Source organism: Halovulum marinum (assembly GCF_009697225.1).
In the GTDB taxonomy this organism is placed as follows: Bacteria; Pseudomonadota; Alphaproteobacteria; order Rhodobacterales; family Rhodobacteraceae; genus Halovulum; species Halovulum marinum.
Genome location: NZ_WIND01000017.1, coordinates 65,836 through 86,107, shown reverse-complemented (window position 1 = coordinate 86,107; position 20,272 = coordinate 65,836). Strand labels below are relative to the sequence as shown.

The window sequence follows — 20,272 nt, the reverse complement described above, 5'->3', positions numbered from 1 at the left end:
GAAGACGCTCAGGTCTTGCGGAAATAGTCCAGCGTGCCCCGGTGCAGGACGCAGTCGCTGTCGATCAGCCGGTCGGGCGGGATCGCGGCCGCCTCGGCCAGCCGGTCGTACAGCGGGCCGAAATCGCGCTCGCACTCGGCCAGCAGCGCCTCGAAGCTGTCGATGACGAAGTACACCTGCTGGAAGTCGTCGATGATGTAGTCGGTGCGCATCACCCGCCCCAGGTCGAACCGCACCCGGTGCGGCGACGGATCTTCCAGCGCGAACATGCTCTCGGCGGTCGAGGACATGATCCCGGCGCCGAACAGCCGCAGCGCGCCGGCCTCCTCGATCAGGCCGAACTCGACCGTGTACCAGTACAGCCGCGCCAGGTTCTTCAGCCGCCCGCGCGCCATCGCCCGCGCCCCGGCGCGGCCATAGGCCTCGAGATAGGCGGCATAGGTCGGATCGGCCAGCAGCGGGACGTGGCCGAAGATGTCGTGAAACACGTCCGGCTCCTCGATATAGTCCATCTCGGCCTCGGACCGGATGAAGGCGCCGGCCGGAAAGCGGCGGTTGGCGAGGTGGTCGAAGAACACCTCGTCCGGGACCAGACCGCGCACCGCGACCACCCGCCAGCCGGTCATCCGCTCCAGCCGGTCGCTCAGCCGGCGCATGTGCGGTATCCCGCCCGAGGACAGCCGCAGCTTCGCGACCGCGTCGAGGAACGGCGCGCAGGCCCGCCCCTCCAGCACCTCGCGGGACCGGGCGAACAGCCGGTCCCAGCGCCCGTGCTCGGCCGGGGAGTAGGCCTCCCACTGCTGGTCGATGGTGTGATCGGCGGCCTGCGGCGCGTCGGCGTAGCGGCTGCGGGCGGGGTCTGTCCGGGTGACGTTCATCGCCGCCTCCCTACTCGGCCTGCAGCACGCCGCGGGCGATCTGGTCGGCCTCGATCGATTCGAACAGCGCCTTGAAGTTGCCTTCGCCGAAGCCGTCGTCGCCCTTGCGCTGGATGAACTCGAAGAAGATCGGGCCGATCACCGTCTTCGAGAAGATCTGCAGCAGCACCCGCGTCTCGCCGCCGTCGACGACCCCCTCGCCGTCGATCAGGATGCCGTGCTTCTTCAGCTTCCCGACCGGCTCGCCGTGGTCCTTCACCCGCTCGTGGCTCATGTCGTAGTAGACCGGCGGCGGCGGCGGCATGAAGGCGATGCCGTTCGCGGCGATCCGGTCGGTGGCGGCATAGATGTCCTCGGTGCCGACGGCGATGTGCTGGATGCCCTCGCCCTTGTAGCGGCGCAGGTACTCCTCGATCTGGCTGTTCTCGTCGGCGCTCTCGTTGATCGGGATGCGGATCTTCTGGTCGGGCGAGGTCAGCGCGCGGCTGAACAGCCCAGTCTGCTTGCCCTTGATGTCGAAGAAGCGGATCTCGCGGAAATTGAACGCCTTGGCGTAGAAATCGTACCAGGTCGACATGTTGCCGCGTTCGACGTTGTGGGTCAGGTGGTCGATATAGTAGAAGCCCGCGCCTTCGGGGTGGGGATCGGCCTCGCCCAGCCAGTCGAATTCGTCCTCGTAGCACGAGCCGTCGGCGCCGTATCTGTCGATGAAGTACAGCAGCGAGCCGCCGATGCCGACGACCGCAGGCACGTCCATGCTCTTGCCCGGGCCGGTGTATTCCTCGGCCCCGTAGTCCAGCGCGCATTTCAGCGCGTGCCGGGCGTCCACCACCCGCCAGGCCATCGCCGGCGCGCAGGGCCCGTGCTGCGTGACGAACCGCGCGGCGTGCGAGTCCGGCTCGCGGTTCACCAGATAGTTGATGTCGCCCTGCCGGTAGAGCGATATGTCCTTGCTGCGGTGGCGCGCGACCTCGGCGTAGCCCATGCGCGCGAACAGGGCTTCGAGCTTTCCGGCCTCGGGATGTGCGAACTCGACGAATTCGAACCCGTCGGTTCCGGCGACATTGTTGTCGTCGATCCTGGCTTTCGGTGCGTCGTGCGGAAACGGCCCCATAGGCGACCTCATCGTTTGCCGGCAGGGGTTACGTGCCCACCCTTGCCGTCCCGGATGTCCCGGCCCGCGGGATGGCCGACTCGTGGCCAGCCACAGCCTGAAGAGTGCGCCGGAGATGGTGCATTGTCAACATTCAGGTTGCATGAGCAAACGAAGGCGGGTCTGTGCCAACAGGTTTCGCCGCGGCGCGCTTGCGGGCGCGCCGCGGCGGCGGCCGGCCGCCTCAGCAGTGGGCGCAGGCGGCGGGGCGCGGGCCCGCCAGTGCCGGCAGCGGGATCACCGGTGCCTTGCCTGACCGCCGCGCGGCGCGGCGCGGCGCGGCGACCACCGTCAGCCGCACCGGCTGCGGGATCGGCTGCGGAACCGGTGCCGGCTCGCCGGCCGCCGAGGCGGCTTCGGAGGCGGCAAGACGCCGGGCCGCCGCGACCGTCAGCCCGTCCGGGCCGGCATGGCGCGCCGTCACCTCGGCGATGTCCCGCAATTCGCCCTCGGCCAGACCGATGTCGCGCAGCAGCTCCGGCGGAAGCGCCTGAAGCGTGGCCAGGTTGCGGCGCTGCCGGCGGGCGAGCCGGATGCGCCCGAACGCGGCGAACAGGCGACCGAGACGGGACCGCGCCCGCCGCCAGGTGGCGTACACGGCGGCGGCGCGCGCCTCGGTGGCGAGACGGTGGACCTCGGCCATCTCGGGCGAGGAATGGGCGAACAGCCAGGCATGCGAGATATACATCAGGTCTCCTTTCCGCGGCGCCAGCCGCGCACGCGGTGCTTCGGTTATCGCTGATCCGGTGGAACGACACCTCTGGCGCCTTTCCCGTAAAGCCAATATCGTTCTGCCAACACACGGAAACAAACGAGAACTTCTGAGCAGACGCAAAAGCAAATCTAATTCATGGGAATCGCAGTGATGAGCCCCCTGCCCCCGCTGACCGGCCTGCGTGCGTTCGAGGCCGCGGCCCGCCACCTGAGCTTCAAGGCCGCCGCCGAGGAACTGCACGTCACCCCCGCGGCGATCAGCCAGCAGGTGCGCGCGCTGGAGGAGTTCGTCGGCCAGCCGCTGTTCCGCCGCCTGACCCGGGCGCTGGCGCTGACCGAGGCCGGCGCCGCCGCCGCGCCGGTGCTGACCGAGGGCTTCGCCCGGCTGGCCGAGGCTGCGGCGCGGATGCGGTCGCGGCCCGCGGCCCGCGACCGGGTGCTGACGATCAGCGCCGCGCCTTCGTTCGCCTCGAAATGGCTGCTGCCGCGGCTGGAGCGGTTCCGCGCCCGGCACCCGGAGTACGAGATCCGGATCGACGCCTCGGATTCGCTGACCCGCTTCGACGGCACCGAGGACGTCGACCTGGCGCTGCGCTACGGCCGCGGCCATTACGGCCGGCTGCGCGCCGATCGGCTGACCGGCGAGACCGCGTTCCCGGTGTGCAGCCCGGCGCTGGCGTCGGGCACGCCGCCGCTGCGCACGCCGGACGATCTGTGCCGGCACACGCTGCTGCACATCGCCTGGACGATGCAGGAGCCGGACGCGCCCAGTTGGCCGATGTGGCTGCGCGCGGCGGGCGTCACCGGCATCGACTCCGAGGCGGGACTGCGCTTCAGCATCGACAGCATGGCGGTGCAGGCGGCGCTGGAGGGGCACGGCGTGGCGCTGGTGACGCGCTCGCTGGTGGCGGACGATCTTGCCGCCGGACGGCTGGTGCGGCCGTTCCCGCCGGGCGAGCGGGACCGCACCAGCTTCGCCTACTTCCTGGTCTACCCGCCCGAGACCGCCGAGCAGCCGAAGATCGCGGCGTTCCGGGCCTGGGTGCTGGACGAGGTCGCCGCCGCCGGCGGGTGACGGCGGCGGCGGCGCGGGATCAGACCGCCTGCCCGTCCTCGTCGAAGAAGTGCAGCTTCTCGGGCGGCAGGATCAGGCCGATCCGGTCGCCGGGCCGGTGCGGGCAATCGCTTTCGGCGCGCACGGTGATCTGCCCCAGCGGGCCGCCGTCGACGATCACGAACGTGTCCGAGCCGAGGTATTCCAGCACGTCCACGGTGCCGTCGGCGCCGCCCTCGCCCGCCGCGCCGATGACGATGTGCTCGGGGCGGATGCCGACCCCGACCGCAGGCCGCGAGCGATCGAAGGGCGCGGGGCGGCCGCCCTCGGGGGTGAACTGGCCGTCCGCGGTGCGGCACGGCAGGATGTTCATCTTCGGGCTGCCGATGAACTGCGCGACGAACAGGTTCGCCGGTGTCTCGTACAGCTCGCGCGGGCTGCCCACCTGCGCGATGTGGCCCGCGTCCAGCACCACGATCCGGTCCGCCAGCGTCATCGCCTCGATCTGGTCGTGGGTGACGTAGATCATTGTCGCGTCCAGGTTCTGGTGCAGCTTGGCGATTTCGTAGCGCATCTCGACCCGCAGCGCGGCGTCGAGGTTGGACAGCGGCTCGTCGAACAGGAACGCGGTCGGGTCGCGCACGATCGAGCGGCCGATCGCCACCCGCTGCCGCTGCCCGCCCGACAGCGCCTTGGGCCGGCGGTCGAGGAACGGCTCCAGCTTCAGGATCCGCGCGGCTTCGTTCACCTTCTGCTCGATCTCGGCCTTCGGCGCGCCGGCGGTCTTCAGCGAAAAGCCCATGTTGTCGCCGACGCTCATGTGCGGGTACAGCGCGTAGGACTGGAACACCATCGTCAGCCCGCGCTTCGACGGCGGCTCGGAGGTGACCTCGCGCCCGTCGATCAGCAGTTCCCCGCGCGAGATCTCCTCGAGCCCGCCGATCATCCGCAGCAGCGTGGACTTGCCGCAGCCCGATGGGCCGACGAAGACGACGAACTCGCCGTTGCGGATCTCCAGCTCGATCCCCTTGATGACCTGGACGTCGCCGTACCATTTCTCGACGTTCTGCAGCTTGATCGCGCCCATCAGTTGCCTCCTGCAGCGGGGGTGGCCCAGGCCAGCCAGATGGCCGCCGTCCAGGTGAAGCGGCCGCCGCCCGCGGGGCTGCCGTCGATCGGATCGAAATACTCGGCAAAGCCGTGCTCGGCGATCAGGTCGCGCGTGGTGCGTCGCACCCGCTCGGCCTGCGCCGCGTGGCCGCAGTCCTCAAGCCCCCAGGCGATCAGCGTGTTGACGATCCCCCAGGTCGGCCCGCGCCAGTAGCGTTTGGCGTCGAACTTCGGCCCCTCGGGATCGTAGCTCGGCACGCCGTGGGGCACCGCGTCCATCACCCGGTCCAGCTGCGCCAGCATGTCCGCATTCTCGATCCCGGCGTACCAGTTCAGGAACGACGCGTTCGAGACGCACTGCGCGAACCCGCCGTTCACCACGTCGCGCGAGTCGTAGCTGCCCAGCTCGGCATTCCACAGCGTCTCGACGCCGGCGCGCAGCCGGGTGATCCAGGCATCGATCTCGTCGGTGTCGAAGCCGGTCGCCTCGGCCATTGCGCGCAGGTCGCGGGTGGCGCGCAGCAGCATGAAGGTCATGCCCGGATCGGCGACGCGGAACGGCGTGTCGCGGGCCATCTGCTCCTCGTCCCACTCCAGCCGGCGGCCGCGCTGGACCAGCCAGATATAGCGGTCGTAGTCCTGCTTGGTGGGCCGCATCGCCGGGTCCACGTGGCCGGTGTCGCGGCGGGTGTATTCGCCCACGCCCTGCGGGTCGATCGCGGCCATCGCGCCGTCCCAGTCGCAGGCGTTGTCGCGGCCGGCCTCCCAGGGGTGGGTGATGCAGACCGCGCCCCGGTCGGTGCGCCACTGCATGAACCAGCGGTGCCAGGCGGCGATCTTCGGCACCAGCGCGCTCATCCGCGGGTGGCCGGCGCCCTTGTCCTGCTCCCAGACCTTGCGGGCCATGGTCGCCGCGATCGGCGGCTGGCTGATGCCCGAGGAGGGGATCGGCCCGCTGCAGCCCCACACGTCCGGGCCGGGGAAATAGCCGGGGTCGGGCTTGTGGAACAGGATATGCGGCACCATGCCGTTCTGCCACTGGCCGCTGAACAGCGTCTCCAGCTCGGTCCAGGCGCGGTCCGGGTCGGACCCGGCGAAGCCCATCGCGGCGAACGCGCTGTCCCAGTTCCACTGGTACGGGTACAGCCCGTCGGTCGGCACCGTGTAGCTGCCCCGGTCGTTGTCCCGCAGGATCTTCCGGGCCTCGTCGTCGAGTGCTTGATAATCGGTCATTGGTTGGATCTTTCCTGTTTCCGGCGCGCGGCCGGTCATCCTTTCACCGAGCCGGCGGTCAGCCCGCGGGTCATGAAGCGTTCGAGCCCCAGGAACAGCACCATGATCGGCACCGTCGCCACGACCGCGCCCGCCATCAGGTTCTGCCGCGGCACCTCCGACGAGTTCAGCATCGCCACGCCCCGGGTCAGGGTGAATTTCGACGGATCGTCCAGCAGCATGAACGCCAGCAGGAACTCGTTCCAGGCGATCATGAAGACGTACAGCGACACGCTCGCCAGCGCCGGCAGCGACAGCGGCATGGTGATCTTCCAGATCACCGCCAGGCGGCCGAGGCCGTCCATCAGCCCCGCCTCCTCGACCTCGGCCGGCAGGCCGCGGAAATAGCCCTGCAGCATGTACAGCGCGACCGGGATCGTGGTCACCGGGTAGATCATCACCAGCCCCAGGATCGAGTTGCGCAGCCCGGTCATCGAGAAGGCGATGTAGATCGGCAGCGCCAGCACGATCATCGGCACCATGTAGATCAGCAGGATCGAGCGCGAGAACGCCGCCCGGCCCCGGAACCGCAGCCGCGCGACCGCGTAGGCGCCCGGCACCGAGAACAGCAGGGTGATGAACACCGTCAGCAGCGACACCACCAGCGAGATCCACAGGTAGGTGCCGAAGTCGAAATCCCGGAACAGTTCCACATAGCTGCGGAACAGGCCCCAGCCCTGGCCGATGTCGATGGTGAAATCCAGCGGGTTCTGAATGAGTTGCTGCTGGTTCTTCAGGCTGGTCATCACCATGACGTAGAACGGGATGGCGACGATCGCAGTGAAGAAGACGTAGCCGAAGCCGGTCAGGAAGCGGATCACCGCATCCTCGAACTCGTGCCGCGTGGCGGCGCCGAAGGGCAGCTCCTTCATGATCATCGGCAGCGGCAGCAGCCCTGTCGCCAGGAACAGCGCCCAGGCGATCAGCAGCGCGCCGCTGCCGGTGCCGTCCGCCCCCGCGATCGCGGGCCGGACCAGGAAGGTCAGCGCCAGCGGCACCAGCGCCAGCCCCGCGATCCAGGCCAGCCGCTGCCCCTGCGGGCGGCCGCCGGCGGGCAGCATCGCGAAGCCGGCCCAGGCGCCGATGGCCAGCGCCGACAGCGCCGACGGGCGCAGCCCCTGGCCGGTCGCGAAGCTGACCGTGACGCAGGCGAGCACGGCCATGGTCAGCGCCCAGAGCGCGCCGATCGCCGGCCCCGCGACGTATCCGTAACGCAGGTGGCTCATAGCCCCTCCTCCTGGCTCATGTAACGGAAGAAGACGTACGAGAACGCCAGCAGGCAGCAGAAGATCACCACCGCCACCGCCGCGCCCGCGCCGATGTTCGACACCGCGAAGGCCTGCTCGTAGACGTTGACGGTCAGCGTGCGGGTGCCCGCGTTGCCCCCCGTCAGCAGGAAGATGTCGTCGAACTTGTTGAAGGTCCAGATGAAGCGCAGCAGGAACAGCACCGACAGGATCCCCAGCAGCTGTGGCATCGACAGATACCAGAACTTCTGGAACGGGCTGGCGCCGTCCATGTCCGCCGCCTCGTACATGTCGGTGTCGATCGACTGCATCCGGGCGAGGATGAACAGGAAGCTCAGCGGGAAGTAGCGCCAGATCTCGAACACCGTCACCATGATCAGCGCCAGCGGCCGCTCGCCGAAGAAGTTGATCGCGCCTTCGGTCACGCCCATCTGGATCAGCAGCGCGTTGGCCGAGCCCGAGAACGGGTCGAACAGCGTCACCCAGGTGAAGGCGACCGCGATCACCGGCGCGACGTAGGGAAACAGGTAGAGGCCGCGCAGGATCCCCTGCCCCTTGAACGACTTGTTCAGCAGCATCGCCGCGAACAGCCCCATGAGCAGCGCGCCGACGGTGCCGAATACGGTATAGAACAGCGTCACCCAGAGCACGCCCCAGAACTCGTCGCCGTTGAACACGCGGGCGAAGTTCTCGCCGGAAAACTGCAGGTTGGTCAGGACGTTGTCGGACCGGCCGGTGATGGCCGCCGCCGTCTCCTCGGGGTCGGGGCTGCCGGCGTCCAGCCACGCCTGCGCGACGGTGAGCGGGACCTCGATCTCGTCGCGCGCACCGCCGTCCAGGTCGCCCAGGTCGCAGCGCAGGCTCGGACCTTCCAGCACGCAGCGCGGATCCAGCTCGCCCGCCTGCAGCCCGGCGGGAATCGTGTCCGTCAGGATCACGCCTGTGATCGGCTTGTCCCGGCTCGAGTTGCGGATGCGGTATTGCAGCCGCGCCGCGTCACCCGCGGCGCCGGTATCGCCGCGCAGGGCCTCGCGCACCACCGGAGCAGGTGGCCGCAGGTCGGCCAGGCTGATCGGCTTGACGCTGATCCAGAAGATGGACAGCAGCGGCAGCACGACGACCAGCGCGACGCTGATGATGGTGGGCGCCAGCAGGCCCCAGGCAAGCCGGGCCTCACGCCGGGCCAGCGGCCCCGCGCCGCGTGGCGGAGTGGCAATGGTCATGTCGGTCTCCTGTCGGAGTGATGCGGGCGGCGCAAAGGCCGCCGCCCGCCGGCCGGATCACTCGATCGCGGCCAGTTCCTCGTTCATCTTGGCGACGGCCTCGGCGGCCTCGATCCGGCCGTCGATGTACTCGCGCACGACGCGGTTGATGACCTGGCTGTTGATGATCTTGGACGCCAGCGCCAGCTGGCCTTCCGCGACGCCCCAGCGCTGCGCCACGTCGAGGCCGCCGACGATCTCGTCGATCATCGCCGCGTCATACAGCTCCGACAGCGGCGCCTTGCGGTCGACGCCGACGTCCAGCCTGGACCAGGCCTCGATGAAGGCCTCGGGGTTTTCGGCATTGCCGCGCCGCACCGGGAACTTGCCCTCGGGCGCGATCGACAGCGTCTGGGTATAGCCCTCGTCCATCGCGTACTCGATGAACGCCTGCGCCTCGTCGAAGTCCGCGTCGGCGGTGATGCCGAAGTAGCGCACGTCGCCCCAGGCCGCGCCGTCCGGGTTCGACGGCCCCGAGAAGTTGGTCACGATCCCGGTCCTGGAGGCCAGCTCGGACGAGGTCGGATCGTCGGTGATGGTCGGCGGCGCGTCGTCGCGCAGGCCCGCCAGCTCGTCCAGGATGAACGGCGACCAGATGATCATCGCCGCCTGCCCCGAGAAGTACAGCGAGCGCGACTGGTCCCAGTAAAGCTCGCCCTCGGGCGAGGCATCGGCCAGCGCCTTGTAGAACTCCAGCACCTCGATGGTGGCGGCCTCGTCGAAGCCCTTGAAGCCGCTCTCGTCCACCGGGCTGACGCCGTTGGCAAGGAACACGTGCTCCAGCACCTGGGACATGAAGTTCTCGTCGACCTTGGTGGCAGCGACGAAGCCGAACAGCTCGGGCGGGTTGTGCAGCGCCTCGATCGCGGCGGTCACCGCGGCATAGCTGGTCGGCGCCTCCAGGCCCGCCTCGTCGAACAGGTCCTTGCGATAGACGATCATCTGCGTCCAGCCGTCCACCGGAACCGACGCGACGCCATCCTCGGTCGCGGCCAGGTCCAGCGGTGCGGGGGCGAAGGTGTCTCGGCCCAGGCTCTCGACCACCTCGGTCGCGGCCTCGGCGTCCAGGATGCCGGCCTCGACCCAGGGCAGCGCGTACTGCAGCGTGTGATAGATCACGTCGGGCAGGTCGCCGGCGGCGAAGGCGGCGGTGGCGCGGGTGCCCAGGTCGCTTTCCTCGACCGGAATCACCTCGACGGCGATGCCGGTCTCTTCCTCGAAGGCAGTCGCCATTTCCTGCTGCAGGGCAAGGCGCGGCGGCTGCGTCTCGGTGGTCCAGAAGCGGATGTCGGCAAGCGACGGCGTCGCGATCAGCGCCGCCGTGGCCGCCAGCATCAGGCGCACCGTGGTGCGTTTGCTCAGTGTGGTCATGTGGTCCCTCCCTCGGGTTTTCATTGACTGGAATTGCTGTCGGCAAGTGCGACCCGCGCGGCCAGCGCCGCCGGGTCCAGCGCCGGCGGCCCGTCCGAGCCGCCGGCGACCAGGCGCGCGGGTTCCAGCGCGCGCAGGGTCTCGGGTTCGGCGCCGTGGACCAGCGCCAGAAGCATTTCGGCCAGCCGTTCGCCGGCGCGGCGGCTGTCGACCGCGAACGAGGTCAGCGCCGGGGTCGCATAGGCGCCCTCGGGCACGCCGTCATAGCTGATGATCGACAGCTCGCGCCCCACCGCCAGACCCAGCCGCGCCGCGGCGCGGTAGCCGCCCAGCGCCACCCGGTCGACGGCGAAGACGATGCCGGTCGGCGGCTCGGGCAGCCGCATCAGGCCGGTGATCGCCTCGCGCCCGTCGATCGCGGTCATGCCGCCGTCGCATATCAGCCGCGGCTCGGCGCGCAGCCCGGCGGCGTCCAGCCCGGCCAGAAAGCCCTGCCGCCGCAGCCCGGTGAAGTTGTACCGATCGCCGCCGCCGACATAGGCGATGCGCCGGTGACCGAAGCCGGCCAGCCGCAGCACCGCGTCGCGCATCGCGTCCTCGCCGCTGATGTCGTACCAGGCGCAGCCGTCCATTTCCTCGACCCGGCCGAACAGCACGAACGGCTTCTCCAGCCGGCGCAGCAGTTCGACCCGCGGGTCGTGGCGCAGGGTCCGCGGCACGATGAAGCCGTCGGCCTTCCGCTCGTCGGTCAGCCGCTCCATCGTCTCCAGCACGCCCTGCTCGGTGCGGGCGGTGGCGATGGTCAGAGTCCAGTTGGCCGCGCTGGCGGCATGGGTGATCCCGGCGACGAATTCGGCCAGGAACGGCCGGTGGCTGCCGGCCTCGTCGTCCTGCAGCACGAGACCCAGCGAGCGCGCCCGCCCGGTGCGGATCGCCTGCGCGTGGCTGAGCGGACGATAGCCCATCATCTCGGCCTGGTGGCGGACCCGGGTCCGGGTGCTGGGCGAGATGTCGGGATAGTCGTTCAGCGCACGCGACACGGTGCCCTTGGTCAGTCCCAGGGCCTCGGCCAGGTCGTTGATGGTGACTCGCGGGCGCATCTTCGGCGTGCCCTTTGCGGGTGAGATCATGTTTTCCTCCGACGCCGAAGATTCGTTACGAAACCGGTTTCGGCAACAGGAAATTGCGCTGTTTTTCCGGAAACGGAAGCGCGGGCGTTTTCATCCCGCTGTCACCGGCACGGTGCTAGAGTGCGGCGATCGCAACGGAACAACGGGATCTCTCACGCCATGACGCTGCTTCTCAGCCGCCGCGGATTTCTTGCCGGCACTGCCGGCCTCATCGCCCTGCACCCGTTCTCGGCGCGCGCCGCCGCCGGTCAGGCGCACCTGCGAATCATGGAAACGACGGACCTGCACGTGCACGTCTTCCCCTACGACTACTACGCCGACAAACCGGTCGACACGGTCGGCCTGGCCCGTACCGCCAGCCTGATCGAGGGCATCCGCGCCGAGGCGTCGAACAGCCTGCTGCTGGACAACGGCGACTTCCTGCAGGGCAACCCGATGGGCGACTACATCGCCTACGAGCGCGGCATGAAGGAGGGCGATCTGCACCCGGTCATCCAGGCGATGAACGCGGTCGGTTTCGACGCCTCGACGCTGGGCAACCACGAGTTCAACTACGGCCTGGATTTCCTGATGAAATCCCTGGCCGGCGCCGACTTCCCGGTGGTCTCGGCCAACGTGGTCAAGGACATGGGCGCCGCGCCGACAGCCGATGCCACGCTGATCAAGCCGTATGTGATCCTCGAGCGGCAGATCACCGACGGCGCCGGCGAGAGCCATCCGATCCGCATCGGCATCATCGGCTTCGTGCCGCCTCAGATCATGAACTGGGACCGCCGCCACCTGGAGGGCAACGTCCGGACCCGAGACATCGTCGAGACCGCGAAGGCCTGGGTGCCGCAGATCCGCGAGGACGGCGCCGACATCGTCATCGCGCTCAGCCATTCGGGGATCGGCCCGGCGCGGCATGGCGACGGGATGGAGAACGCGAGCGTGCCGCTGGCGGCCCTCGACGGCATCGACGCGATCCTGACCGGGCATCACCACCTGGTGTTTCCCGGCCCCGACTATGCCGACGCCGAGATGGTCGATGCCGAGGCCGGCACGATCCACGGCAAGCCCGCCGCGATGGGCGGGTTCTGGGGTAGCCACATGGGGCTGATCGACCTGATGCTGGAGCGGGACGGCAATTCCTGGCGCGTCGCCACCCACGAAACCGCCGCCCGGCCGATCTCGCAGCGGAACGAGGATCGCTCGGTCACCGCGCTGGTCGAAAGCCACCAGCCGGTGCTGGACTCGGTCCGGAAGGCGCACGACGAAACGCTGGCCTATGTCCGCCGCGCGGTGGGCAAGAGCGACGCGCCGCTGCACAGCTATTTCGCGCTGGTGGCGGATGACCCGTCGGTGCAGATCGTCTCGATCGCGCAGACCTGGTACATCGCGCAGATGCTGAAGGGCACCGAGTACGAGGGCCTGCCGCTGCTGTCCGCCGCCGCGCCGTTCAAGGCCGGGGGCCGGGGCGGGCCGGAGTACTACACCGACGTGCCGGCGGGCGACGTGGCGATCAAGAACGTCGCGGACCTGTACCTCTATCCGAACACCGCCCGCGCGGTGCTGGTCACCGGGGCGCAGGTCAGGGACTGGCTGGAGCGCTCGGCCGGGATTTTCAACCAGGTCGCGCCGGGGGCCACCGACGCCGCGCTGCTGAACCCCGCGTTCCCGAGCTACAATTTCGACGTGATCGACGGCGTCGAGTACAGGATCGACCTGAGCCAGCCGTCGAAGTTCGACACCGACGGCAACGTGGCGAACCCGGACGCCAGCCGGATCGTCGATCTGACCTACAACGGCGCGCCGATCGACCCGGCGCAGAAGTTCGTGATCGCCACCAACAACTACCGCGCCGGCGGCGGCGGCGCCTTCCCCGGCGCCTCGCCCGAGACCACGATCTTCGAGGGGCCGGATACCAACCGCGACGTGATCGTCCGCTACATCGTCGAGCAGGGCACGATCAGCCCCGGCGCCGACGCGAACTGGACCTTCAAGCCGATGCCCGGCACCACGGTGCTGTTCGAGACCGGCCCCAGGGCGCGGGACTATGCGGCGGACGTCGAGGGGGTCACGATCGAGCCGGCGGGCGACGGGCCGGACGGGTTCGCGCTGTTCCGGATCACGCTCTAGCCCCGGCGGCGCGGCACGCGGAGGCGGGTGGGTCGCACGGTGAAAACCGGCGATTTCACCGTGAGAACACCCTTAAGCCCATGAATTTCATCGGAGAATGAATCCAGAAACTTCGTTAACGCGCCGAACCTCGGTGATGCGGCACGCGTTCAGGGCGCACCGCGGCGTCGCGAACCGCGGTGCAGATCGCGGCGGGGCCGCGAAGATGGCCCGGCCGTCCGTGGCCGCCGCAATCGTCGATGGGGGCGATGGTCCACGCGCCGGGGATCGCAGCGCGAGCGGCCGGCCCGCCCGGGCGGAAGCCACCGGAGGCGAGGACCGACGCGGGAGGCCGCGTCCGGCGGGGGCGGTCCGCCGGCTGCGGCCCGGTCGGGATCACCGGGTGACGGCGGCGTCCTTCGGCAGATGGTCCGGCAGGCGCTGCAGGCGGTGGTCGCGACCGGACGAGATCGTGCCGGCGTAGCGCACCGCGCCGGGGTCGGGCCGGGGTCGGGTCAGGTTAGGTCGGGGTCGGGCCCGAAAGGCTGCCGGGCGCCGGCGGGCACGCGCAGCCGTCCGGTCCCGGCGCATCGCCCCCCCCCTTTGGCATGCGCCTCACCCGGCCACGCGCACCAGCTGCTTGCCGAAGTTCCGGCCCTTCAGCATGCCGAGGAACGCCTCGGGGGCGTTCTCGAGCCCCTCGGCGACATCCTCGCGATAGACGATCCGGCCGGACGCGACCTGCGGCGCGACCTCGCCGAGGAACGCGGGGAACCGGTCGTAGTGGTCGGCGATGATGAAGCCGCCCACGGTCAGCCGGCGGGTCAGGATCCCGCGCCAGGCCGCGGGCAGCTGGTCGTGGTCGGCGTCGGAACCGCCCTGGTACCAGGCGACCGTGCCGCACAACGGGATGCGGCCGTGCACGTTCATCTGCGGCAGCACCGCTTCCAGCGTCTTGCCGGCGACGTTCTCGAAGTAGATGTCGATGCCGTCCGGGGCCGCGTCCTTCAGCGCCTCGCGCAGGCTGTCGGCGCTGGCGTGCGCGCGGTGGTCGATGCAGGCGTCGAAGCCCAGCTGCTCGACCGCGAACCGGCACTTCTCGGCGCCGCCGGCGACGCCGACCGCGCGCAGGCCCCCGGCCCTGGCAAGCTGGCCCACCATCGAGCCGACCGGGCCGGTGGCGGCGCCGACCACCAGCGTCTCGCCCGGTTTCGGCCGGCCGATCTGGGTCAGCCCGTACCAGCCGGTGAAGCCGGGCATGCCGAGCACGCCCAGCGCGGTGGAGACGGGCGCGACCGCGGGATCGACCTTGCGCACCTGGTCCGCCGGCAGCACCGCATGGGTGGCCCAGCCGCCCATGCCCAGCACGATGTCGCCGGGCCGGACCCCGGCGGCGTTGCTGTCGACGACCTCGGAGACGGTGCCGCCGCCCATGGTCGCGCCGACCTCGACCGGGGCGGAGTAGGATTTCGCCGCGCTCATCCGGCCGCGCATGTAGGGATCGAGCGACAGGAACAGGGTGCGGACCAGCACCTCGCCCGGCCCCGGCGCGGGGATGTCGGCGGTTTCCAGGCGGAAATTGTCGCTGCTCGCCGCGCCGCGCGGACGGCTGGCGAGGACGATGCGCTGCATCTTGTTGGTCATGGGAGCCTCTTTCGGTTGCCTCCTTCAGGTGGGGGCGGCACATTCGCCTTCAACGCGGTTGCGCCGGATAAGGCGGGCGGAAGTTTTTGAAACCGGTTGCAAAAACGCTGCGCCGGTCCTAGCGTGACCGCAAAACCTTAGTCCCGGGGAGGAGACCACGCGATGACTTTGCCCACCCGCGCCGCGCCGCGCCTGCCGTTCGAGGTGGCCGCCGTCTGTTTCGGCACCTCGCCGCTGGGCAGCATGCCCGACACCTACGGCTACGAAGTGCCCGAGGCGCAGGCCCGCGCCGCGATCCACGCCATGTTCGACCTGCGCCCGAGCTTCGTCGACACCTCGCGCAACTACGGCATGGGCCGCAGCGAGGAGCGGCTGGGCGCGGTGATCCGCGAGCGCGGCGGCCTGCCCGAGGGCTGCGTGCTGGCCACCAAGCTGGACCGCGACTGGCAGGACAACCGGCTGGACGCCGACCGCGCCCGCCGCTCGGTCGAGGAAAGCCTGCAGGCGCTGGGGCTGGACCGGCTCGACATCCTGCATCTGCACGACCCGGAATACTGCCGCGATCTGGACGAGATCACCGGCCCGGGCGGGGCGCTGGACGAGCTGTTCAAGATGAAGCAGGAGGGGCTGGTCAGCGCCGTCGGGCTGGCGATGGGCAAGCTCGACTTGATGACCCGGATCCTGCCCGACTGGGAATTCGACGCGCTGGTCAGCCACAACCGCTTTACCCTGCTGAACCGCGAGGCGGACCGGATGTTCAGCGACGCGCACGCGCGCGGCATCGCCATCTTCAACGCCGCGCCCTATGCCGGCGGGGTGCTGGCGCGCGGCTCGGCCAACAGCCGGATGATCACCTACCAGGAGGCGAGCGAGGCGGACATGGCGCCGGTGCGCGCGATCGAGCAGGTCTGCGCCCGGCACGACGTCGCGCCCGGCGCGGCGGCGCTGCAGTTCTCGATGCGCGATCCGCGGGTGACCTCGACGATCTGCGGCATCTCCAAGCCGGAGCGGGTGGCGCAGACCGTGGACTGGGCGAGCGCCGAGATCCCGCAGGCGGCCTGGGACGAGCTGATGGCGCTGCCCTATTCGACCGAGGACCCCGAGGCGAACCGGGAGTACCGCCCGTGCTGAACCCCGTGCTGAACATCGCGCTGATCGGCTGCGGCCGCATCGGCCGGATGCACGGCGCGCTGGTCCACGCACACCGCGACGCGCGGCTGGCGGTGGTACACGATCCGGTGGCGGCGGCGGCGCAGGCGCTGGCCGCGGAGACCGGCGCGACGGTGGCGGACAGCGCCGGCGCGGTGTTCGCCGATCCGGGCGTCGATGCGGTGATCGTCGCCTCGGTCACCGCCACCCATGCCGACTACATCGAGCAGGCGGTGGCCGCCGGCAAGCCGGTGCTGTGCGAGAAGCCGATCGACCTGGACATCCGCCGGGTCGAGGCCTGCCGCACGGCGATCGCAGGCACGGACGTGCCGGTGCAGATCGGCTTCAACCGGCGCTTCGATCCCGGCCACCAGGCGCTGCGCGCGGCGGTGGCGGCGGGCGAGGTCGGCCGGCTGGTGCAGCTGCTGGTGACCTCGCGCGATCCCGAGCCGCCGAGCGACGAGTACCTGCTGGGCGCGGGCGGGATGATCCGCGACATGACGATCCACGACTTCGACCTGGCGCGATACGTGCTGGGCGGCGACGAGGTGGTCGAGGTGTTCGCCCATGCCGGCGCGCTGATCGACCCCGAACGTGGCGCGCGGCTGGACGAGGTCGACTGCGCGATGATCCTGATGCGCACCGCCTCGGGCGCGCAGGTGCTGATCAACAACGCCCGGCAGGCGCCCTATGGTTATGACCAGCGGCTGGAGGCGGTGGGGCCGCAAGGGATGCTGCAGAGCACCAACCGCACGCCGCACGGGCTGACGCGGTTCACCGCGGACGCGACCGCCGCCGGGGCCGGCTACGAGCCGTTCTTCATCGAACGCTATGCGCAGGCGTTCCGGGCGCAGCTGGACAGTTTCCTGCAAACCGCGCGGACCGGCGGCGACGCCGAGGTCGGGTTCGAGGACGGCCGGCGCGCGCTGCTGCTGGCCGAGGCCGCCTATGCCTCGCTGCAGCAGGGGCGTGCCGTGGCGGTAGAGGCGGCGCCGTGACCGCGGCGCGGGCAGGACGGTTGCCAGACGCCGCGGAAACGGATTAGACGGCGAGCGGTCTGGCGATGGAGCAGCGCGGCGCGATGCGGGTGACCCTGAAGGAAGTGGCGGAACGGGCGGGGGTGTCGCGCTCGGCGGTGTCGCGCACCTTCACCGAGGGCGCCTCGGTCTCGGCGCGGACGCGGGCCAAGGTGATGCGCGCGGCGGACGAGCTGGGCTACAGCCCGAGCGTGCTGGCGAGCAGCCTGACCACGCGGCGCACCAAGCTGATCGGGCTGGTGGCCGACAACTTCCGCAACCCGACCTTCCTGCTGATCTTCGACCTGTTCACCCGCCTGATCCAGGAACGCGGCTTCCGGCCGCTGCTGGTGAACCTTTCGGGCGAGACCGATCCGCAGCATTCGCTGCGCATGTTGCGGCAGTATTCGGTCGACGGGGTGATCGTCGCCTCGTCGACGCTGCCGCCCAGCTTCGCCGCCGCGTTCCGCGACGCCGGCCTGCCGGTGGTGCACAGCTTCGGGCGCTATTCCGGCGAAAGCCACGCGCATGTTGTCGGCGTCGACAACGTCTATTGCGGCGGCATGGCGGCGCGGACGCTGATCGAACACGGCTACAAGCGGATCGGGTTCATCGGCGGGCCGGAAGGGGCGACATCGACCATCGACCGGCTGCGCGGTTTCGCGGACGCGATGCAGGCGCACGACGCGGCGTTTCCGCGCAGCTTCGCCGGGGCCTACTCCTATGACGCCGGACGGGCCGAGATGGCCCGGCTGATCGCGGCAGGGGACCTGGCCGACGCCTATTTCTGCGGCGACGACGTGCTGTCGGTGGGCGCGATGGACGCGCTGGCCGAGGCCGGGCTGGACGTGCCGGGCGATGTCGGCATCATCGGCTTCAACGACATGGACATGGCGCGCTGGGGCTGCATCGAGCTGACCACCATCGCGCAGCCGGTGTCCGAGATCATCGCCGCGTCCGTGGAGCAGGTGATTTCCCTGATCGCGGCGCCGGACGCGGTGCCGGAGACGCGGCTGCTGCCCTGCCGCGTCGTCCTGCGCAAGACCCTGCGAACGGTATAGGCGCCCTGCCCTAGCGGTACATCGGCGGCCGCGCGTCCACCCAGGCGCCGTCGGCCCTGGCGGACTCGGCGGCGGCGTGGACCGCGGCGACCGAGCGCAGCCCGTCCTCGGCCATCGGGCACCAGCTTTCGGGCGCCGCCTGCCCCGCCCTGCGCGCCGCGATCGCGGTCGCCAGATCGGTGTAGAGATTGGCGAACGCCAGCGGCATGCCCTCTGCATGGCCCACCGTCACCCGCGAGGCGGCGTCGGCCTGCGGCGACAGGTTCGGCCCGCCGCGCTCGATGATCTCGGTGCGGCCGCCCAGCGGCGTCCAGAGCAGCTGGTTCGGCTGTTCCTGCGCCCAGGACAGCCCGCCCTTCTCGCCGAAGACCTGCACCCGCAACCCGTGCTGATGCCCCAGCGCCACCGCCGAGGTCCACAGCCGGCAGGTGGTGCCGCCGGACATGCGCAGGTTGACCATCGCGTCGTCTTCCAGCACCCGGTCGCCGACCAGCGAGGCGAAATCCGCCGACAGTTTCTCGGGCGACTGGCCGATCACGAAGCTGGCCATGTGCAGCGCGTGGATGCCGCAATCGGCCATCACCGCCGAGACCCCGGCCTGCGCCGGGTCGTAGCGCCAGCGGACGCGCGGGTTGTCGGCGTCGGCGGCGTCGGCGTGGTGGCCGTGGGCGAACTCGGCCATCACCAGACGGATCTTTCCAAGATCGCCGCGCGCGACCATCGCGCGCATGTGGCGCACCAGCGAATAGCCGGAATAGCCGTAGTTCACCGCGCAGATCGCGCCCGAGCCTTCGGCCGTGCGGACGATCTCCTCGCCCTCGGCGACGGTCATGGTCATCGGCTTTTCGCACAGCACGTTGATGCCCTCGGCCAGAAAGGCGCGGGTGATCTCGAAATGGGTGTGGTTCGGGGTTGCCACGGTCACCAGGTCGATGCGGTCGGGGCGGTTCCTTTCGCCCTCGAGCATCTCGCGCCAGTCGCCATAGGCACGGGCGGCGGCGATGCCCAGCGTCCGCGCATAGGCGCGGCCCGCGTCCGGGTTCGCGTCCAGCGCCCCGGCGGCCAGTTCGAACAGCCCGTCGATGCGCGCGCCCAGGCGGTGCGCGGGGCCGATCTGGCTGCCCTCGCCCCCGCCGATCAGTCCCCAGTTCAGTCGTTCCATGTCAAACCTCAAAAGCCGATGCTGCGCAGGTATTCGCGGTTCTGCCGCGCGTCGTCCAGCGGCGAAGCGGCGATGGTCGGGTCGCAGTCCTGCTCGACCGTGCACCAGCCGTCATAGCCGATCCGGCCCAGCAGGTCGCGCACCGCGCCGAAGTCGATCTCGCCCTCGGCCAGCTTGCAGAAGATGCCCTCGCCGCAGGCGTCGTAGAAGCCGGTGCGGTTCGCGATCGCCTTCGCCTTCACCGCGGCGTCGGTGGACTTGAAATGGACATAGGCCAGCCGGTCCCTGTGCCGCTCGATGAAGGCGAGCGGGTCGAACCCGGCATAGGTGCAGTGGCCGGTGTCGACGCAGAGCTTCAGGATCGACGGGTCGATCTCGGCCAGCATCCTCTCGACCTCGGGCAGGAAATCGATGAACCCGCCCGCGTGCGGGTGCAGGCTGGTGATCAGGCCGTAGTCCTCGGTGCCGAGGCGGGCGATGGCGCGGACGCGCTCGACGAAGCCTGCCCATTCCTGCGCGCTCATCTGCTCGGCCTCGTCCGGGCGGCCGGCGGTGGCGGCGCGTCGGGGCGAGATCGAATCGATCAGCACCAGGTGCCGGGCGCCGTGCGCCTTCAGCGCCTCGCAGGTGCGGCGGGCGGCGTCCTGCAGCTCGTCCCAGGCGTCTTCGTCGTGGAACGGGCGGAAGACGACGCCGCCGATCAGGGTCAGCCCGAGCTCGGCCAGCGCCGGGCCCAGCACGTTCGGGTCCTCGGGCATGTAGCCGACGGGGCCCAGCTCGATCCCGGTGTAGCCGGCCTGCGCGCACTCGGCCAGTACCGTGCGCCAGTCCGGGTTGCGATCGTCATTCGCGAATTCCACGCCCCAGGAGCAGGGCGCATTGCCGATTTCGAGTGCCATTGGTTTCCTCCCAGGGCGGCGGGCCGCATTCTTTCTTGCAACCGGTTGCATAT

Annotated in this window: 17 protein-coding genes; 5 read left to right on the top strand and 12 right to left on the bottom strand. The window is 70.1% G+C overall.

Going from position 1 to position 20,272, the window contains the following annotated elements:
* Positions 1-8 precede the first annotated feature (8 nt).
* The 3 genes from phhA to GE300_RS17105 all read right to left on the bottom strand — a co-directional run bounded on the left by phhA (position 9) and on the right by GE300_RS17105 (position 2,719).
* Positions 9-878 carry a phenylalanine 4-monooxygenase gene (phhA, locus tag GE300_RS17115; RefSeq protein ID WP_154448289.1) on the bottom strand — a complete coding sequence of 290 codons (870 nt, stop codon included), beginning with the start codon at positions 876-878 and terminating at the stop codon, positions 9-11.
* A 10-nt stretch (positions 879-888) separates the two neighbouring features.
* Complete coding sequence (hppD, locus tag GE300_RS17110; protein ID WP_154448287.1) at positions 889-1,992, bottom strand: 4-hydroxyphenylpyruvate dioxygenase; 1,104 nt, start codon at positions 1,990-1,992, stop codon at positions 889-891.
* A 223-nt stretch (positions 1,993-2,215) separates the two neighbouring features.
* Entirely contained in the window at positions 2,216-2,719 is a 504-nt protein-coding gene (locus GE300_RS17105; protein ID WP_154448285.1) for a DUF1127 domain-containing protein, read from the bottom strand.
* 177 nt (positions 2,720-2,896) lie between these two features.
* Here GE300_RS17105 and gcvA point away from each other — a divergent pair, with 177 nt between their 5' ends.
* Positions 2,897-3,820, top strand: coding sequence for a transcriptional regulator GcvA (gene gcvA, locus GE300_RS17100; RefSeq protein WP_233417127.1), 924 nt, complete (start codon positions 2,897-2,899; stop codon positions 3,818-3,820).
* Positions 3,821-3,839: 19 nt separating this feature from the next.
* Here gcvA and GE300_RS17095 read toward each other — a convergent pair whose 3' ends face one another.
* From GE300_RS17095 to GE300_RS17070, 6 genes are read right to left on the bottom strand one after another with little or no spacing between them, the layout of a single operon-like run.
* Positions 3,840-4,886, bottom strand: a complete 1,047-nt coding sequence (locus GE300_RS17095; RefSeq protein WP_154448281.1) for an ABC transporter ATP-binding protein — start codon at positions 4,884-4,886, stop codon at positions 3,840-3,842.
* Complete coding sequence (locus GE300_RS17090) at positions 4,886-6,142, bottom strand: MGH1-like glycoside hydrolase domain-containing protein (RefSeq protein WP_154448279.1); 1,257 nt, start codon at positions 6,140-6,142, stop codon at positions 4,886-4,888. Before GE300_RS17090 ends, GE300_RS17095 begins: the two co-directional genes overlap by 1 nt.
* A gap of 35 nt (positions 6,143-6,177) precedes the next feature.
* On the bottom strand, positions 6,178-7,407 hold the full coding sequence (locus GE300_RS17085) for a carbohydrate ABC transporter permease (RefSeq protein ID WP_154448277.1): 1,230 nt from the start codon (positions 7,405-7,407) through the stop codon (positions 6,178-6,180).
* Positions 7,404-8,651 (bottom strand): carbohydrate ABC transporter permease, encoded by a 1,248-nt coding sequence (locus tag GE300_RS17080; protein WP_154448275.1) that lies wholly within the window; start codon positions 8,649-8,651, stop codon positions 7,404-7,406. Before GE300_RS17080 ends, GE300_RS17085 begins: the two co-directional genes overlap by 4 nt.
* Positions 8,652-8,708: 57 nt before the next feature.
* Positions 8,709-10,061 carry an ABC transporter substrate-binding protein gene (locus GE300_RS17075; protein WP_407647731.1) on the bottom strand — a complete coding sequence of 451 codons (1,353 nt, stop codon included), beginning with the start codon at positions 10,059-10,061 and terminating at the stop codon, positions 8,709-8,711.
* A 20-nt stretch (positions 10,062-10,081) separates the two neighbouring features.
* Entirely contained in the window at positions 10,082-11,191 is a 1,110-nt protein-coding gene (locus tag GE300_RS17070) for a LacI family DNA-binding transcriptional regulator (RefSeq protein ID WP_154448273.1), read from the bottom strand.
* Positions 11,192-11,350: 159 nt separating this feature from the next.
* Here GE300_RS17070 and GE300_RS17065 point away from each other — a divergent pair, with 159 nt between their 5' ends.
* Complete coding sequence (locus tag GE300_RS17065) at positions 11,351-13,309, top strand: bifunctional 2',3'-cyclic-nucleotide 2'-phosphodiesterase/3'-nucleotidase (RefSeq protein ID WP_154448271.1); 1,959 nt, start codon at positions 11,351-11,353, stop codon at positions 13,307-13,309.
* Positions 13,310-13,903: 594 nt separating this feature from the next.
* Here the strand turns inward: GE300_RS17065 and GE300_RS17060 are convergent.
* Positions 13,904-14,932: an NADP-dependent oxidoreductase gene (locus GE300_RS17060; protein WP_154448269.1), complete on the bottom strand. Its 1,029-nt coding sequence runs from the start codon at positions 14,930-14,932 to the stop codon at positions 13,904-13,906.
* 162 nt (positions 14,933-15,094) lie between these two features.
* Between GE300_RS17060 and GE300_RS17055 the strand changes: the two genes are divergently transcribed.
* The 3 genes from GE300_RS17055 (at position 15,095) to GE300_RS17045 (ending at position 18,158) form a co-directional block, all read left to right on the top strand.
* The gene (locus GE300_RS17055; RefSeq protein ID WP_154448267.1) at positions 15,095-16,063 is read left to right on the top strand and encodes an aldo/keto reductase; all 969 of its coding nucleotides are present in this window, start codon (positions 15,095-15,097) and stop codon (positions 16,061-16,063) included.
* The gene (gene iolG / locus GE300_RS17050) at positions 16,057-17,079 is read left to right on the top strand and encodes an inositol 2-dehydrogenase (RefSeq protein WP_325063293.1); all 1,023 of its coding nucleotides are present in this window, start codon (positions 16,057-16,059) and stop codon (positions 17,077-17,079) included. The genes GE300_RS17055 and iolG overlap by 7 nt, the downstream gene beginning before the upstream one ends.
* Positions 17,080-17,162: 83 nt before the next feature.
* Positions 17,163-18,158 (top strand): LacI family DNA-binding transcriptional regulator, encoded by a 996-nt coding sequence (locus GE300_RS17045; protein ID WP_233417134.1) that lies wholly within the window; start codon positions 17,163-17,165, stop codon positions 18,156-18,158.
* Positions 18,159-18,168: 10 nt separating this feature from the next.
* On the opposite strand, the gene GE300_RS17040 is transcribed toward GE300_RS17045, so the two are convergent.
* Both GE300_RS17040 and GE300_RS17035 read right to left on the bottom strand, forming a co-directional pair.
* Positions 18,169-19,320, bottom strand: a complete 1,152-nt coding sequence (locus GE300_RS17040) for a Gfo/Idh/MocA family protein (RefSeq protein WP_154448263.1) — start codon at positions 19,318-19,320, stop codon at positions 18,169-18,171.
* Positions 19,321-19,328: 8 nt separating this feature from the next.
* Complete coding sequence (locus GE300_RS17035; RefSeq protein WP_154448261.1) at positions 19,329-20,219, bottom strand: TIM barrel protein; 891 nt, start codon at positions 20,217-20,219, stop codon at positions 19,329-19,331.
* Positions 20,220-20,272 lie beyond the last annotated feature (53 nt).

What these genes read in the sequence shown, in the direction of transcription:
- GE300_RS17095 (WP_154448281.1), bottom strand. Translation starts at nt 4,886, where the DNA reads ATGGGCGCGATCAAGCTGCAGAACGTCGAGAAATGGTACGGCGACGTC.
- GE300_RS17090 (WP_154448279.1), bottom strand. Translation starts at nt 6,142, where the DNA reads ATGACCGATTATCAAGCACTCGACGACGAGGCCCGGAAGATCCTGCGG.
- GE300_RS17105 (WP_154448285.1), bottom strand. Translation starts at nt 2,719, where the DNA reads ATGTATATCTCGCATGCCTGGCTGTTCGCCCATTCCTCGCCCGAGATG.
- GE300_RS17040 (WP_154448263.1), bottom strand. Translation starts at nt 19,320, where the DNA reads ATGGAACGACTGAACTGGGGACTGATCGGCGGGGGCGAGGGCAGCCAG.
- GE300_RS17085 (WP_154448277.1), bottom strand. Translation starts at nt 7,407, where the DNA reads ATGAGCCACCTGCGTTACGGATACGTCGCGGGGCCGGCGATCGGCGCG.
- hppD (WP_154448287.1), bottom strand. Translation starts at nt 1,992, where the DNA reads ATGGGGCCGTTTCCGCACGACGCACCGAAAGCCAGGATCGACGACAAC.
- GE300_RS17035 (WP_154448261.1), bottom strand. Translation starts at nt 20,219, where the DNA reads ATGGCACTCGAAATCGGCAATGCGCCCTGCTCCTGGGGCGTGGAATTC.
- GE300_RS17055 (WP_154448267.1), top strand. Translation starts at nt 15,095, where the DNA reads ATGACTTTGCCCACCCGCGCCGCGCCGCGCCTGCCGTTCGAGGTGGCC.
- GE300_RS17075 (WP_407647731.1), bottom strand. Translation starts at nt 10,061, where the DNA reads ATGACCACACTGAGCAAACGCACCACGGTGCGCCTGATGCTGGCGGCC.
- gcvA (WP_233417127.1), top strand. Translation starts at nt 2,897, where the DNA reads ATGAGCCCCCTGCCCCCGCTGACCGGCCTGCGTGCGTTCGAGGCCGCG.
- GE300_RS17080 (WP_154448275.1), bottom strand. Translation starts at nt 8,651, where the DNA reads ATGACCATTGCCACTCCGCCACGCGGCGCGGGGCCGCTGGCCCGGCGT.
- GE300_RS17060 (WP_154448269.1), bottom strand. Translation starts at nt 14,932, where the DNA reads ATGACCAACAAGATGCAGCGCATCGTCCTCGCCAGCCGTCCGCGCGGC.
- GE300_RS17045 (WP_233417134.1), top strand. Translation starts at nt 17,163, where the DNA reads ATGCGGGTGACCCTGAAGGAAGTGGCGGAACGGGCGGGGGTGTCGCGC.
- GE300_RS17065 (WP_154448271.1), top strand. Translation starts at nt 11,351, where the DNA reads ATGACGCTGCTTCTCAGCCGCCGCGGATTTCTTGCCGGCACTGCCGGC.
- GE300_RS17070 (WP_154448273.1), bottom strand. Translation starts at nt 11,191, where the DNA reads ATGATCTCACCCGCAAAGGGCACGCCGAAGATGCGCCCGCGAGTCACC.
- phhA (WP_154448289.1), bottom strand. Translation starts at nt 878, where the DNA reads ATGAACGTCACCCGGACAGACCCCGCCCGCAGCCGCTACGCCGACGCG.